Origin of the sequence: Methylobacterium sp. GC_Met_3 (genome assembly GCF_026540775.1) — a bacterium.
Taxonomy (GTDB): Bacteria; Pseudomonadota; Alphaproteobacteria; order Rhizobiales; family Beijerinckiaceae; genus Methylobacterium.
In genome coordinates this window covers 580,955-594,234 of record NZ_JALNUL010000001.1, presented here as the reverse complement: position 1 = coordinate 594,234, position 13,280 = coordinate 580,955, and the positions used below count along the sequence as shown (strand labels likewise).

The 13,280-nt window shown below is 67.7% G+C and carries 13 protein-coding genes; 3 read left to right on the top strand and 10 right to left on the bottom strand.

Annotated elements, in window-relative coordinates:
• Positions 1-108: 108 nt before the first annotated feature.
• Positions 109-1,497 carry an aminotransferase gene (locus tag OXS27_RS02875; protein ID WP_267354165.1) on the bottom strand — a complete coding sequence of 463 codons (1,389 nt, stop codon included), beginning with the start codon at positions 1,495-1,497 and terminating at the stop codon, positions 109-111.
• Positions 1,498-1,617: 120 nt separating this feature from the next.
• Between OXS27_RS02875 and OXS27_RS02870 the strand changes: the two genes are divergently transcribed.
• Complete coding sequence (locus OXS27_RS02870; protein ID WP_243916672.1) at positions 1,618-2,151, top strand: hypothetical protein; 534 nt, start codon at positions 1,618-1,620, stop codon at positions 2,149-2,151.
• Between the two features lie 41 nt (positions 2,152-2,192).
• Here the strand turns inward: OXS27_RS02870 and OXS27_RS02865 are convergent, their stop codons facing one another.
• Entirely contained in the window at positions 2,193-2,453 is a 261-nt protein-coding gene (locus tag OXS27_RS02865; protein WP_267354163.1) for a hypothetical protein, read from the bottom strand.
• Positions 2,454-2,683: 230 nt separating this feature from the next.
• Between OXS27_RS02865 and OXS27_RS02860 the strand changes: the two genes are divergently transcribed.
• Positions 2,684-3,175: a glutathione peroxidase gene (locus OXS27_RS02860; protein ID WP_243916674.1), complete on the top strand. Its 492-nt coding sequence runs from the start codon at positions 2,684-2,686 to the stop codon at positions 3,173-3,175.
• On the opposite strand, the gene OXS27_RS02855 is transcribed toward OXS27_RS02860, so the two are convergent.
• The 4 genes from OXS27_RS02855 to OXS27_RS02840 form a co-directional block, all read right to left on the bottom strand.
• A complete protein-coding gene (locus OXS27_RS02855) occupies positions 3,148-3,483 on the bottom strand; it encodes a hypothetical protein (protein WP_267354160.1) in 336 nt (111 codons plus the stop codon). The genes OXS27_RS02860 and OXS27_RS02855 overlap by 28 nt on opposite strands.
• Positions 3,484-3,627: 144 nt before the next feature.
• Complete coding sequence (locus OXS27_RS02850) at positions 3,628-4,419, bottom strand: ATP12 family protein (protein ID WP_267354158.1); 792 nt, start codon at positions 4,417-4,419, stop codon at positions 3,628-3,630.
• Between the two features lie 46 nt (positions 4,420-4,465).
• Positions 4,466-5,131, bottom strand: coding sequence for an HAD-IA family hydrolase (locus tag OXS27_RS02845; protein ID WP_267354156.1), 666 nt, complete (start codon positions 5,129-5,131; stop codon positions 4,466-4,468).
• 58 nt (positions 5,132-5,189) lie between these two features.
• The gene (locus OXS27_RS02840; protein ID WP_267354154.1) at positions 5,190-5,612 is read right to left on the bottom strand and encodes a hypothetical protein; all 423 of its coding nucleotides are present in this window, start codon (positions 5,610-5,612) and stop codon (positions 5,190-5,192) included.
• 479 nt (positions 5,613-6,091) lie between these two features.
• Between OXS27_RS02840 and OXS27_RS02835 the strand changes: the two genes are divergently transcribed.
• Positions 6,092-6,757, top strand: coding sequence for a hypothetical protein (locus OXS27_RS02835; RefSeq protein WP_267354152.1), 666 nt, complete (start codon positions 6,092-6,094; stop codon positions 6,755-6,757).
• Here the strand turns inward: OXS27_RS02835 and OXS27_RS02830 are convergent.
• The 4 genes from OXS27_RS02830 to OXS27_RS02815 form a co-directional block, all read right to left on the bottom strand.
• Complete coding sequence (locus OXS27_RS02830) at positions 6,693-8,687, bottom strand: TniQ family protein (RefSeq protein ID WP_267354150.1); 1,995 nt, start codon at positions 8,685-8,687, stop codon at positions 6,693-6,695. The genes OXS27_RS02835 and OXS27_RS02830 overlap by 65 nt on opposite strands.
• Positions 8,684-9,733, bottom strand: coding sequence for an ATP-binding protein (locus OXS27_RS02825; RefSeq protein ID WP_267354148.1), 1,050 nt, complete (start codon positions 9,731-9,733; stop codon positions 8,684-8,686). Before OXS27_RS02825 ends, OXS27_RS02830 begins: the two co-directional genes overlap by 4 nt.
• Positions 9,730-11,943 carry a hypothetical protein gene (locus OXS27_RS02820; RefSeq protein WP_267354146.1) on the bottom strand — a complete coding sequence of 738 codons (2,214 nt, stop codon included), beginning with the start codon at positions 11,941-11,943 and terminating at the stop codon, positions 9,730-9,732. The genes OXS27_RS02825 and OXS27_RS02820 overlap by 4 nt, the downstream gene beginning before the upstream one ends.
• A gap of 76 nt (positions 11,944-12,019) precedes the next feature.
• Entirely contained in the window at positions 12,020-12,619 is a 600-nt protein-coding gene (locus OXS27_RS02815; RefSeq protein WP_267354144.1) for a hypothetical protein, read from the bottom strand.
• Between the last annotated feature and the right edge of the window lie 661 nt (positions 12,620-13,280).

The window sequence follows — 13,280 nt, the reverse complement described above, 5'->3', positions numbered from 1 at the left end:
TCACCGGTCGATCCGGATCGGCGCTTCGCGGAGACCTTGCGCTGGTTTCAGGATCACCTTCCACGTTCGTTCCGGGCGTCCGGGAAAGGGTTGGCCCCGAACCGGACCTCACCCCGGCATCGCCTCCAGCCCCTCGGCGCGGATCCAGTCGCGGGTGCGGTCGAGCGCCCGTCCGAGGCGGTCGAACAGGGCGTCGATCTCGTCCGGTGTGATGATCAGCGGCGGGCAGACGGCGACGCGGTCGCCGGCGAGCGCGCGCACGATCAGCCCCTCGCCCTGCGCGAAGGCCACGCAGCGGGCCGCGACCCCCTTCTTCGGATCGTATTGCCGCTTGCTCGCCTTGTCGGCGACGATCTCCAACCCACCGATCAGACCGATGCCGTTGGCCTCACCCACGATGGCGTGGTCGGCGAGCGCCGAGAGCCGGCGCTGGAAGTGCGGCGCCTTCTCGGCCGCGCCCTCGATGATCTTGTCGCGCCGGTAGATCTCGATCGCCTTCAGCGCCACCGCGGCGGCCACCGGGTGACCGGAATAGGTGGTGCCGTGGCCGAAGGTGCCGAGCTTCTCGCTCTGGCTGATCATGGCCTGATAGAGCGGCTCGTCAATGCTGACGCCGCCGAGCGGCATGTAGGCCGAAGTGAGCGCCTTGGCGAAGGAGATCGAGTCCGGCCGGACGCCGAGCGCCTCGCTGCCGAACCATGTGCCGCACCGGCCGAAGCCGCAGATCACCTCGTCGGCGATGAGACGCACGTCGTATTTCGCCAGCACGGCCTGGATCGCCGCGAAGTAACCGCGCGGCGGCACGATCGCGCCGCCCGCGCCCATCACCGGCTCGGCGATGAAGGCCGCCACCGTCTCGGGACCCTCGCGCAGGATCGTTTCCTCCAGCTCGGCGGCGAGCCGGGCCGAGTAGGCCTCCTCGCTCTCACCTGCTTCAGCGCCCCGGTAATGGTGCGCGCACGCGACGTGCAGGAAGCCCGGCAGCGGCAGGTCCCAATCGGCGTGGTTGGCGGTCAGGCCGGTCATCGAGGCGCTCGCCACCGTGACACCGTGATAGCCCTTCTGCCGCGCGATGATTTTTTTCTTGTTCGGCCGGCCGAGCGCGTTGTTGTAGTACCACGTCAGCTTGACTTGGGTGTCATTGGCCTCCGATCCGGAGGACGTAAAAAAGATCTTCGAGGTCGGGATCGGCATCAGTTCCTTGAGCGTCTCGGCGAGCTCGATCCCCGGATCGTGGCTGCGGCCCGAGAACAGGTGGGTGAACGGCAGCCGCGCCATCTGCACCTGAGCCGCTTCGACGAGTTCGGCGTTCGAGTAGCCGAGCGCCGTGCACCACAGGCCCGACATGCCCTCGATATAGGCGCGCCCCTCCGTGTCGTAGACATGGACGCCCTCGCCGCGCTCCAGCACCAGTGGACCGGTGTGCCGATGCGTCGACAGGTTGGTGTAGGGGTGGAGCAGGGTTTCGACGTCGCGGGTCGCGAGATTCGAGAGCATCGGCGGCTGATCCTCGTGCCGAGGGGATCCGCCACACTACCGACCCGATGCACCGGCAGGTAGCCCGGCGGACCCGCCTCCGGCCGTTGTCGGATGCATGCCGGACGCGCTGTATACCCAATGCTCAGTCCCGAAGCCTTCGTCGCCCAGCCCGCCCCCGGCCGCGCCTGCGGCGCCTGCACGCTCTGTTGCAAGGTCTACGACGTACCGGCGGTCGAGAGCGTGGCGGGCCAATGGTGCCGCCACACCCGGGCCGGGCAGGGCTGCGCCATCCACGCCACCCGCCCCGATCATTGCCGGGCCTTCCACTGCCTGTGGATGACCGAGACCTGGCTCGGGCCGGAATGGAAGCCCGATCGCGCCAAGATGGTGCTCGCCCTGGATCCGCTCACGCGCAACATGAACGTGCAGGTCGATCCCGGGCAGGCGAACGCGTGGCGGCGCGAGCCCTATTACGGGCAGCTCAAGCGCTGGGCCGCGGCCTCGGTGCCGCTGCACCGGCACGTGCTGGTACACGTGAACAAGACCACCACGGTCGTCCTGCCGGACCGCGACGTGAGCCTCGGGGTGGTCTCGGCGCAGGAGCGCATCGTCTCGCGGGAGCGGATGACGCCGCAGGGGCCGAGCTTCGACGTGGAGAAGGTGCCGGCCTGAGCGGCAATTCCTGTCCCCCGGCGAACGCCGTCGCTCGTCGCTCAGCGTTCCAGGGCGGCAGCCCGGCGCATCACGGGCGATTCGACGACCAGGAAGGTCATCTGGAACAGGATCAAGCCCGTATGGTCGGTGACCTCGATGCGCCAATCCTCGCCGAGGGCGATTCGGTGTGCGTCGTGCTTGAGGATGTCGCCTGCGATCCGGATGGCCTCGAGCCGGGCCGCTTGCGGGTCCGGCAGTTCGGTCCCCTCCCGATCCAGCACCGAGCAGCCATCATGGACATGAAAGTGAAAGCGCGGCATCGACATACCCTGGTCAAGTCGAGGCAGGGGGTACAGTCAGCCCTCACCCGCAGCCGCGCCGGTACTCGTTGCTGCGATTATCCGATTTCTACACAAAGCCACGGCCCATGACTATAATCCACATTAAATTTAAGTCTTCGCCCGGCCGCGACGTTGGGGTCCCAGGCCCGCGGCGACGGGGCCGGCCCGCCGACCTTGCGGCACGGCCCGGTTTGTCCGACTGATCGGGCATGACGACAGTTCATGATTTCAGCGTCACCGCCGCCGACGGGTCGCCCTATCCGCTCGCGCAGCACCGCGGCCAAGTGTTGCTCATCGTGAATACGGCCTCGCGCTGCGGGTTCACCCCGCAATACGAGGGCCTCGAAGCGCTATGGCGCCGGCATCGCGACGCCGGCCTGACGGTCCTGGGCTTCCCCTGCAATCAGTTCGGCGCCCAGGAGCCCGGCGACGCTGCCGAGATCGCGAGCTTCTGCAGCCTGCGCTACGACGTGAGTTTCCCCGTGCTCGCGAAGGTCGCGGTGAACGGATCGGAGGCCGACCCCCTCTTCGCGTATCTCACCAGCGCCAAACCCGGGCTGCTCGGCACGCGGGCGGTGAAGTGGAACTTCACGAAATTCCTCGTAGGGCGCGATGGCCGTGTCGTGGCCCGCTACGCCCCCGGCACGAAGCCGGCCGCCCTGGAGGCGGAACTTCAGGCGGCGCTCTCCGCGGCGGCGTGAGGCTGGTCCGGCGCCGCGCCGCTGCGTCTCAGGTTGTTTCCGAGCCCGCGGATCCACAGCACCGTCCGCAGGGACGCGACGGGAACGGGGCGCACCGCCTCGCGCAGGATCCCAACGAGGAAGCGGACTTCCGCAATCTTCCGCAAGGTCAGGGGCGAAGCCCCTCCGCCGCGCGCGCGATCTTCGAGGTCCACCAGGGCATCGAAGACGGCATAGCGGTCGCGGCGCGTATCGCACGACTGCATACGGGCCATGAGCGCAGCAATCTCGCGCTCAAAAACACAGTGCAGGGGCCCGGCGATGAACATGGTCGACCCGAATTCGACGAACCCGGACCTTAAATCAGTCTCCGCACGGTGTCAGCCGACAGAACGGCGGTGGCCCCGCAAGTTTCCGGTTGTTGCGCGTTTGCATCGGCGCGATCGAGCGTGTCCATTTCGGCGGAGAGCGCTCTAGCGCTGAAGCGCCACCAGTTCGGCGGCGGCCTCGAATTCGGCGCGGCGCGCTTCGAGACGCGCCTCCGCCTCGGTATCGCGGCCCCAGACCGCCGCCTGATAGGTCTCGTCGACATGGGCGGCCGCCCAAGCCTCGGCCGGCGTCAGACGGCCCTTGAGCACCGCCAGGGCGATCATCAGGGAACCGGTCAGGGTCGTCAACGTGTGCAGGCCCGCGAGGCAGAACGGGTCTGTCACCGCCTGCACCGCGGCGGAGAGTGCGCGCACGGTGTCGTCCGGCTGGGTGACGTGCATCACGCCCTCGCTCAAAATCACCCGGGCGCCGAACGTCTCCCGCGCCCAGGCGAGGATCGGATCCCAGGCCGTGGCCTGCGCCGCCACCAGCCGCTCCGGGTCCCCGGCCCGGTAGGCGACGAGATCGGTGCCGGCATAGGCGGACAGGTCGGCCGCAACCGCCGCCAGCCGGGGGGCCACACCGTCGATGGCGGTGTTGGCGAGCCGGGTCAGGGGCATCCGGGCCGGATCGATCTGCGTCTCCTGCGCCGCCCACTCGGCCGCCACCCGCTCGGCCAGCGCGCGGGTGGGCAGGCGCAGCGGGTTGCGGGCCGGCGTGTTGGCCGGACGACCATCCAGGGTCAGCCGGAATCCGTCCGGACCCTCCGAGAAGCCGGCTTCCGTGTAGAACCGGCGGGGCAGGGCGGGCTTGGCGTGGCCGCGGGCGGCCCGCACCGGATCGGGTGCCCCGTCGTCATGCGGCTGGCCGAGCCAGTCTGTCGTCTCGTCGCTCATGGGGGCGAGATAGGCCTTCCCGGGCCGGTGCGCGAGCCTCCCGGGGTCAGGGACGCGTCGCCGCAGCGTCGAACAGGCGGGCCTCCAGCGCGCCGGCGCTCGGCACCACGATGGCGGCCCCCGCTCCGTAGAGCGCCTCGGGCGGGTGGTAACCCCAGGCCACGCCCACGGATTCGGCCCCGGCGGCGACGCCCATGGCGATGTCGAAGGTGGTGTCGCCGACCATCACGGTGGCCTCCGGCCCGCAGCCGGCCTCATCCATGGCCTGGTGGAGCATGGTCGGATCGGGCTTCGACGGTGCGTCGTCCGCGCTCTGCGTGGTGACGAACCAGTCCCCCCAGCCGTGATGCGCCACCAGCCGGTCGACGCCGCGCCGGGACTTGCCGGTGGCCAGGCCGATCAGGACGTCGTCGCGGGCGTGCAGCCGGGCCAGGAGGTCGGCCATGCCGGGGAACAACGGCTCCTCGTAGGCGGGATCGAGCCGGAGCCGGTTGTAGGCCAGCTTGTAGCTCTCCGAGAGTTCGGCGATCGGCCCATCGTCGCCGACGAGGCGGCGGAACGCCTGCGGCAACGAAAGGCCCACCACCGACAGGGCCTCCCGTCGTCCGGGAGCGGGCAGGCCGATCTCCGCGAAGGCGAGACCCTGCGCCGCGACGATGAGGTGCTGGCTGTCGACGAGCGTTCCATCGACATCGAAGACCACGAGCCTCATCGCGGGCATCGAGCCCGTGGCAGGCCGGCCGATCGGACGGGGTGGGCGCCGGGCCGGGTCATGGCTTCCGGCCCGGCTGCACCGGCTGCCCGGCGGGCTGACCCGGCTGCCCGCCGGCCGGCCCTGCGGACTGACCGGCAGATGGACCGGCTTGACCGCGGGTGCGCTCGTAGCCGAGCCGGCAGCGGATCAAGAAGCGGCGGCGCTTGCCCCCGCGCAGCCCGCGCTGATGCGAGGCGCGGTTGCAGGCCGCGTAGGAGCGGCGGCGGCGCTCGACCCGGGCACTCGTGCCCGGCCGCGCCTGCGCGGGCGCCGCCTCGGCCGGCGCCGTGGCCGGATGCGGCATCGTGGCCGAATGCGGCGTCGCGGTCTCGACAAGCTTCGTGCCGGCGGCCGGCTTGGACGCCTCGCCCGGGGCGGCATGCGCGATCGGCCCGACAAGGCACAGGGCGGCGAGGCAGGCCAGCATCGCGAGCTTCATGCGTCAAAGTCTCAAGCCGGGGAAGGGAGCCGCGATGGAACGGCGGCGCGGGGCAGCATATGAGGCGGCGCCTCCGCTTGCCAAGACCTCGGCAAGACCCGACTCCAATCCAAGACCTTGGAAGCCCCCCAGATCGTGATGCGGAATTCACGGGCGATAGGATCGGGCGCGAGCCCAGCGGGCGACGGGATGACGATCCTGCGATGAAACTTCTGCTGCTTCCGGGCTTCATGACCGACCACGACCTGTGGTCCGATCTGGCCGATGATAGCGGAACCAATGATCCAATTTCTTGCCCCAGGGCACGGGTCCGAGCCAACACCAAAGTTTTCTTCTCCTCGCACCAATGTTCCGATTCGACCTGGCGAGCATGCAAAACCTAGGGTTCAAGTGCCTGGCGCGTTTGAAGCTTTCATGGCGCGGGTCGACACTCGCTCGGGCTAACCGACAGGGGTTGGGTGGCGGTTCGAGGTTTCGTCATGGGCTACAGGCATCGCAACCCGCAGAACCGGATGAAGGCCGCCTCTCTCCTGAGGCTGCTGAAGGGACGGCTCATCGACGTCTCGGGCGTGAAGGTCGAGGCGTCCAGCAATGCGACGGCCTCGGCCGAGGCGTACTGGCAGCTCTCGAAGGCCTCCGGAGTGCACGTCTACCAGGAAGGCGACGGCTGGCATGCCGACCTGGAGTTCAAGGGCCTGCCGGACGGTGTCCCCGCCATGATCGGCACGCCGGCACCGGTCACGACGCGTGCCGAAGCCATCGAGAGCGTCGTCGGGATGATGTCGGTCTGCGCGCAGCGCGACGCCGTGCAGGCGCCGGACACCGCGACGGTCATGCGCTGGTTCCGCTTCGACGACCACGAGGTGCCGGTCCACCCGAAGCTGCTCTCGGATTACGTCGAGCGGGCGAAGGCGCTCGGCACGGATCCGGCCGACGTCCTGTCCGACCTCGACGACATCCGCGTGGAGATCACGGGCGGCGGGCCGGTGACGCGCGAGGCCTGGGATGCGGCGTCCTTCCAGAGCCGCTACGATGCCTGCAAGTTCTGCTGCATCGCGATGGCCGTCGGGATCAGCCAAGTCACGTTCGATCCTGGCTCACACCGGATGGCGTCGGATGCGTATCCGGCCCTCGGCCTTCACTGAAGGGAATGGGGTGGGTCGGCCACGATCGCCTGTCCGGATCACCGGCCTTGAGCAAGCCGCAGGCCACCACCTCGGCGCGTCTGTACAGACCGATGCCGCGCGGTCGGTCCAACGGCGCTACACCTGCGTCCGAGAGACGGCATTGAGCCGCACTTACCGTGATCCGGTTCCTCAACAGGATCTCCCGGATGAAAACGTGCTCCGATACGAACGACTCGATGGTGTTCCTCGGAATGATCCGCACGGTCCTTGTGCTTCTCGCGCAGAACTCCTCCGTCTCCACGAGCAAAACCGCCTCGACGAGCTTCCCGATCACGGCTCGGCTACTGGCGTACAGGTAGTCCTTTGCCTCGTCGCGGAGCAGTCCCTGTCTCGCTGCAAGGGATCTGTTCAGCGCGATGACCTCGTCCACGTCGACGAGCAGGTTCTCGTAGCGAGCGTCCGCGCCGTCGCGTCCGACCCATCGGAGTTGTCCGGCCAGGATGTAGCCTAGGATCGCGCTGGCGCGGCATCGGGCGAGCCTGCGGGCTCTGGCGACCGGCATCTGGCGCCCAGGGCCGAGGCGCGTCGGCACCGCGTCCCGGAATAGGCGATCGACGAACGCCTGGACGTCGGATCGGAGGAACCGGTTGTAGTCCCCGGCCAGCCGCAACTCGATCGGCAGCGCCCTCAAGTGTCCGGCCTCGACCAGGGCGTCGATCAGCCGGATGTCGAACCCCGTCGCACCCGCGACCTCCTTGGTGTTGAGATAGCCTTCGAGCCCGGAGACGACCTCGTCCATCACGTCGGCCGTCACGACGAAGCGGCCTTCAGACTCCGAACCGGCCGCTCCCGCGCGATGTTCGAAGAGGCGTCGCAGGCCTCGATCCGTGCGGCCGGCCGTCTGCGCGGCGCTTCGCAAGGTGTGGAAGCGCCTGACTTCGAGCTTTCCTCCCAGGAAGGTGCTTGCCGGGCTTATCGCCAGGTTCGCGAAGGCATGCGACCGGACCACGCGTCGGAACTTCTCCAGGTCCCTGCGGCCGTCTTCCTGCAGCAGCCGGTATACGTGGCCGTAGGTCTTCAGGAAGCCGACGGAGCCCCGGACCTTGCGGTCGGCGTCCTTCACCAGGCGGTCCAGCGTCGCATGGAGGGACAGCTCGCCATGCGAGGCGATGCGAAAGCCCGCCTCGGAAGCGACGCCGAACGCGATCGCGTCGAGATGCATCGGCCGTGTCGTGACGGGGTGCAGCGCCGAGACCCCGAGGGCCTCGCAGAAATCCATCGCGGCGTCCATCGGCACGTCATCCAGCCAGTTCGCCGGATCGCGCACGCCATCCAACCGCGCCATGATCCAGCGTTGGTATGCGACGTCCGGGCTCGCGGCGGCCTCCCGGCGCAACCGATCCAGGACCGGCAGCACCTCCGATGACAGCGTTGCGGAGAAATCGAAGCCGCCGCGCGTTTGAACGGGTGGCCTGACGTCATGCAGCAGGGTCCCGTGCCGGTCGCAGGCACGGACGGCGTCGATGATCCATTCCAGCCTCAGCCAGGCGCGGGCCACCCCCGGCCCCTCGAACGCATCCATGTCCTCGGCGACGCAATGCGGACAGACCCTGAAGAAGGTCGTGAGGATCGAACGGCGGGGAAGGACCTCGCCGTTCACGTGCGGGGTCAGGTTCTTCCCCTCGTAGGTCGGCGTGGACCTCGCGAGCGAGGCCACCTCCTCGGGTCCGAGGCGGCGTAACCCGCTCAGCCTTCCGACCATGATTCCGTCGCCGCGCGCGAGGCCCACCACGTCGAGGTTCATGTCGCGTGCGAGGGTCCTGAGGTCGACGCCGTTGAGCGCGGCCAGGCGGGAGGCATGGCCCAAGGCCGGCTCCCGCCGCTGCAACGGATGGCCGAGGCGCAGGTAAAGGTCCGGCGCCGTCGACCGGCCGGTGGCCGTCGTCATGTCGTCCGCACCGGCTCGCGGGCGGCGAACGGGAAGGAGCCGGGCTTCAGCTGTTGCCAGAACTCGTAGTCGAAGGGATTCCTCATCTCCTGGCCGGAGGCGTGCGACCTTCGTTCGTAGGCGGCGGAGAAATGCCCGACGGTCAGCTTCTTCCTGTTCCAGTGAAGCGCTTCCTGGAGTGCGCCTTCCACGATCTGGCAGACCCGGCCGTAGCGAAAGCTTGCGGCACGCGCGAGCCGTTCCGGGAGATCGGTCTCGTCGAGGTGACCGGTGGCGACGCCGACAGGCTTCGCCATCTTAGCGATGATGTCGACGACGAGGTCTCGCTCATCGGAAATCTGGACATCCTCGAACGTGACGAAGTTTCCCCGTCGTTCGATCTGCTCGTCCCCGCCCGCGATCTTCAGGACATCCGGCAATCCGGACAGCACGAAGCCGACGGGCCAATGCGTGTCGATGGATACGGCCTTGATGGCGTTTGCGAGATCCTCGCGCTCCTGATGCGAGGCGTTCCTCTTGAGGAGGTGCTGTGCCTCGTCGATATGGACGAGGAACACGCGCTGGGAGCGCAGGTGGCCGGCCATCTCGTCCCAGACCTCGCCGCGGCCCATCTTATGCCCCATCCCATAGCCGGCTTCCCTGATGATCTGTCGACCGACGAGGCGCGGGTGGGTGTATCCCTTCAGCTTGATCGAGACGTAACGGTGGACGTGGCCGTACGATGTCTGTTCGGGTCGGAGTGCGGCATGATTCTGCAGCATCCGTCCGATCGCGGCGGACTTACCGGCGCCACTGGCGCCGGCGAGGAAGAAGACCTCCGCCTCGTCGCGCTTTTCCGCCCGCCGGGCGAGAACGCGCTCCAGGAAGCGATTGAAGCCGTTGAGCAGCGCCTTGTCCCGCGCGCAGTCGACATAGACCGACCTGACGCTCTCCAGTCCCTCGATGACGCGCTGGCTGTCGTCGGGCATCCCGCCGAGGACGGACCGAAAATAGGCGTCGTCCTCGGTCATGGTGTCGGCGCCCTGGGTTGAAGCGTGACCGGTCATGAGCGTTCCTCGTCTCGGTATCGATTGATGGAGCGCCGGGTCGGCACCACCCCCGGCTTGCCGAGGCGGGAAGCCCCCTGCGGTCGTGCGATGGACTCACCGAGGGTGTCGGGCTCGTCCATGTCCGACATCGGCGCGCCCTCGGGCTTCGGCCGTGGTTGGGTGGCGCGGACGCTCGAACGTTCCATGCGATCGAGGAAGTCGAGGTATTGCTCGCTCGTCATCGTGTCCGACGGCACGCCCGCCCGGTCACGCGCGGTCTCGGCGGCATCCTTGATGAACCGGCGTGCCTCGTGCCGGATGCTTCGACCGTCTTCCTTCTCGGCCTTCTCGAATTCGAGCAGCACGTCGTTGAAGTGCTCAAGCCTGGCCAGGGGGACGCCGCGGAAGTCCTCCGCCTTGAACTCCATGTAGTCGCCCTTGCCGCCGAGCCCGATCCTCGCCTCCTCCGGCACCAGCACCAGGATGGTGCCGAGGTCGTTGGGGTTGATCACGCCGGTCAGGTCGCGATGGGACGCATGGCCGTGCAGGATGGCCATCCTCGGGTGCTTGTACTGGACGTGCATGAACGTGATGCCCGTCTTCTGGATGCGGAGGTTCGTGCGACGGATGCCGAAGGCCGCATGCCTCTGGATGTCGTCGGGCGCGTCCTCAAGCTCGTTCGTCGACCTCGTCCAGGCCGTGATCGGGCGCATCCCGCTCAGTCCGGCATGTTCCCTCTGGTGGTATTCGTCGACGATGTACCTGACGATCAGCAGTTCGAGCTCATGGACGAAGATGCTGGCCATCTCCTCCGACGCGTAGTCGCCCCGCCTGACGACGTTCGCGAAGGCCTGCCCCGTGAACATGCGGCAGAACCTCTTGAAGGTCCGGAAGAACGATTCGATGTGCCCGCGCGAGGTCGGGTTGCCGCCGGGATAACGGGCGGTGATGCCGAGGCGCCCGATGGCGTCACGGAAGTCGCCGGCGAAGGCGGGACCGCCGTCGGTGGCGATCTCGCGCGGCTTCGCCCGCATGGGCCATTCCGTCTTGCACCCGGCGAGCCGGGCCCAAGACGACTTGTCGACGAAGATGCTGTCGAGGGCGAGCCGTGAGCCCATGGTCGAGGGCTTATGCGGCGTCACGTTCAGGGCGACGATGCAACGGGTGACGACGTCGATGCCGGCCGTGATGGTGCAGCGGACGGTCCGGTCGACCTTCTTGGCGGCCTTGCGGACATTGGGGTCCAGGCTCTTGCGGACATCCGCCTCGTCGAGGATGGCGAACAGGTCCATCTCCCAGTCGTCCATCTCGACGCGGCCCATGCGCTCCAGACGCTCCAGACCGTCGTAGGTCTCGATGCCCTTCCCCACGGACGTGTACTTGCGCCCCGCCCTTTCCAGGCCGAGGCGTCCGGCATCGACCTGCATCATCGGCAGCTTGTCGATCCGCCGACGGATGGATCGCTCCGTTACGGTCAGCTCGCACTCCTTGGGCAGATATTGGTTCAGGCGTCGAACCTCACCGTCGATAGTCATGTAGATATCGTCCTTGGCGGGTCCGCTCCGGCTACAGTATTCACCGACATTTCTCTGGATAATTTCCAGCACGCGACCGTCGATCTGCTGCCGGTTGCCGCAGTTCCCGTACTTCGGGATGAAGGCCTTCTGCTTATGCTCGGCCCTCTCGTAGGCGACGAGCCAGTCGCGAAGGGCGGTCGGGTTCGGGTAGTCGAAGAACTTCCGCTCCTTCTCGCCGGCGATCTTCCGCCCGGGCGGGCGGGTCATCCGGAACGTGTCGAGGTACCAACGGTGGATCCTGTCCTTCTCACTCTCTATGAAGGCCTTGAACCCTTCCGGCGTGCGGACCGGCCTATCGTCGTACCCGTCCAGGCCGGCGCGAGCCCGGTTGAACCGCGTGCACCATTCGAGCTTCCAGGCGATGGTGCGCATCTTCTCGTCGTCCAGACCGGTGAGGTCGGAGTCGTCGTTGCGCGCCGACAGCATCCTGGCGGCCTTCGAAAAGAAGTCTTCCTGGACGACGATGAGCTTCTTCTCGCGCTGTTCCTTCTGGTTCTCGTCCGTGAGGTACCAAGCGTCGTCCTCGACCATCTCGCCGTCGATGACGGGCTTGAGCACCCAGGCATTGTAGAGACGTTCCGCGGGGCGGTAAGAAACGCCGTTACGTCTGACGCTGTCGTTGAGCGTAAGGTAATTTCGAGTGGTGGGCATGTCCCGTTTCCATAATTTCCGCGCCCCGGGAGGACGTCCGTCGAGGACATCTTCCCGGGAGCTTGTGCAGGGTGGATTAAGCGGCTTGGTTAGTGGTTTCGCGGCCCGCCCGATTGGTTAAGGGCGTGTCCATGTTGAGCCGGATCCCGGGCGGGTTCCGCAGGTCCCCAGCGGGAATGAGGGCGAAGGCCGCCCTCATTCCCCTGACGCCGAGACCCGAGGCGTTCCCGATCTCGGCCGCCGTCGCCGCCGCCGGGACTTCGGTGAGGATGGCGCGCACGGCCTCCCAGGCCTCGTGGTCCTGCTCGCGGCCGCAACGCGCGATCAGGCTGGCGTTGTGCACCGTGGCCGGGCAGAGCCCTTCGAAGGTCGCCATCCGGTAGTCGTCGGCGAACCCCCTGCTGTCCTGGTCGCTCAGGAGCCGCAGCTTGGCCGGGATGTCGTCGTCGAGTGCGTCTTTCCTCGTCGCCTTGATCGCGTAGGCCTTGCGATGGCCGCAACGGTGCTCGACCACGAGATCGATGAAATGGACGTACCTCACGCCATCGCGCGTGTACTCCCGCTTCACCTGCTCATGGATGGCCCGGACGGTGGAGAACGAGGACAGCACCGTGATGACGGTGCGCTCGGACTCGCTGTCGAACCCGCGGACCTTCCGCCTGATCGGATCGATCACGTCCCCGACGGAAGGTCCGTTCTTGCGGGAGCGTGGGATCCGGGAGGGAGCGGTCCCGGAGTATTCGATGCCGACGAGATCGGGTACCGCCTTGGCGGATGACCCCGTGTCCCCCTTTGGCCAGGGCTAGCCTGTCACCCTTTGGGGGCGACGACCGCAGGCGTCGAGAACAGGGTCGGGCGACCGTGGCAGAGGTCGCTGAGGACTGAATTGCGAGCGAACATGTCGGACCTCCTCGGATTTGGCATGGCACTGCGCCCCGTGGCCGGGCGCGCCTTCGGACGATCGGAAGGGTGGGACGCCCGCGGGCGTCCCTGGTCATTTCCGGAAGGGTACCGTCGCCAACAAGGAGAAACCGCCGGAAAGGGGGGCGTCGAAGGTGATGTCGCGCATGCCTGCCTCCTGCGGTTCGGGCCGTCACATGGCCGGTGGTCGGTCGCTTGGTCGAGAACGCAAGGATGCCACCGCACCCCCTGACAGGGTGTTTACGAAACCCTGGACGGGTCCGGGCCGTGGCAAAGGCCTGTGGAAAACCCGTTTCCCGCATGTGGGTGGGCGGGAAACGGGGCGGGCCTCAGACGCTACCGTCCCGGGGGCTCGTGCGGTCGTCGCGTCGGGAACGGAACCACCTTCCCGTGGCGAGGCCGTTCCCCGGCGCGGT

Bases quoted from the DNA above. Each gene is read 5' to 3' on its own strand.
- OXS27_RS02845 (WP_267354156.1), bottom strand. From the start codon at position 5,131: ATGAGGCTCGTGGTCTTCGATGTCGATGGAACGCTCGTCGACAGCCAG.
- OXS27_RS02870 (WP_243916672.1), top strand. From the start codon at position 1,618: ATGCTCAGTCCCGAAGCCTTCGTCGCCCAGCCCGCCCCCGGCCGCGCC.
- OXS27_RS02850 (WP_267354158.1), bottom strand. From the start codon at position 4,419: ATGAGCGACGAGACGACAGACTGGCTCGGCCAGCCGCATGACGACGGG.
- OXS27_RS02835 (WP_267354152.1), top strand. From the start codon at position 6,092: ATGGGCTACAGGCATCGCAACCCGCAGAACCGGATGAAGGCCGCCTCT.
- OXS27_RS02875 (WP_267354165.1), bottom strand. From the start codon at position 1,497: ATGCTCTCGAATCTCGCGACCCGCGACGTCGAAACCCTGCTCCACCCC.
- OXS27_RS02865 (WP_267354163.1), bottom strand. From the start codon at position 2,453: ATGCCGCGCTTTCACTTTCATGTCCATGATGGCTGCTCGGTGCTGGAT.
- OXS27_RS02860 (WP_243916674.1), top strand. From the start codon at position 2,684: ATGACGACAGTTCATGATTTCAGCGTCACCGCCGCCGACGGGTCGCCC.
- OXS27_RS02855 (WP_267354160.1), bottom strand. From the start codon at position 3,483: ATGTTCATCGCCGGGCCCCTGCACTGTGTTTTTGAGCGCGAGATTGCT.
- OXS27_RS02820 (WP_267354146.1), bottom strand. From the start codon at position 11,943: ATGCCCACCACTCGAAATTACCTTACGCTCAACGACAGCGTCAGACGT.
- OXS27_RS02830 (WP_267354150.1), bottom strand. From the start codon at position 8,687: ATGACGACGGCCACCGGCCGGTCGACGGCGCCGGACCTTTACCTGCGC.
- OXS27_RS02840 (WP_267354154.1), bottom strand. From the start codon at position 5,612: ATGAAGCTCGCGATGCTGGCCTGCCTCGCCGCCCTGTGCCTTGTCGGG.
- OXS27_RS02825 (WP_267354148.1), bottom strand. From the start codon at position 9,733: ATGACCGGTCACGCTTCAACCCAGGGCGCCGACACCATGACCGAGGAC.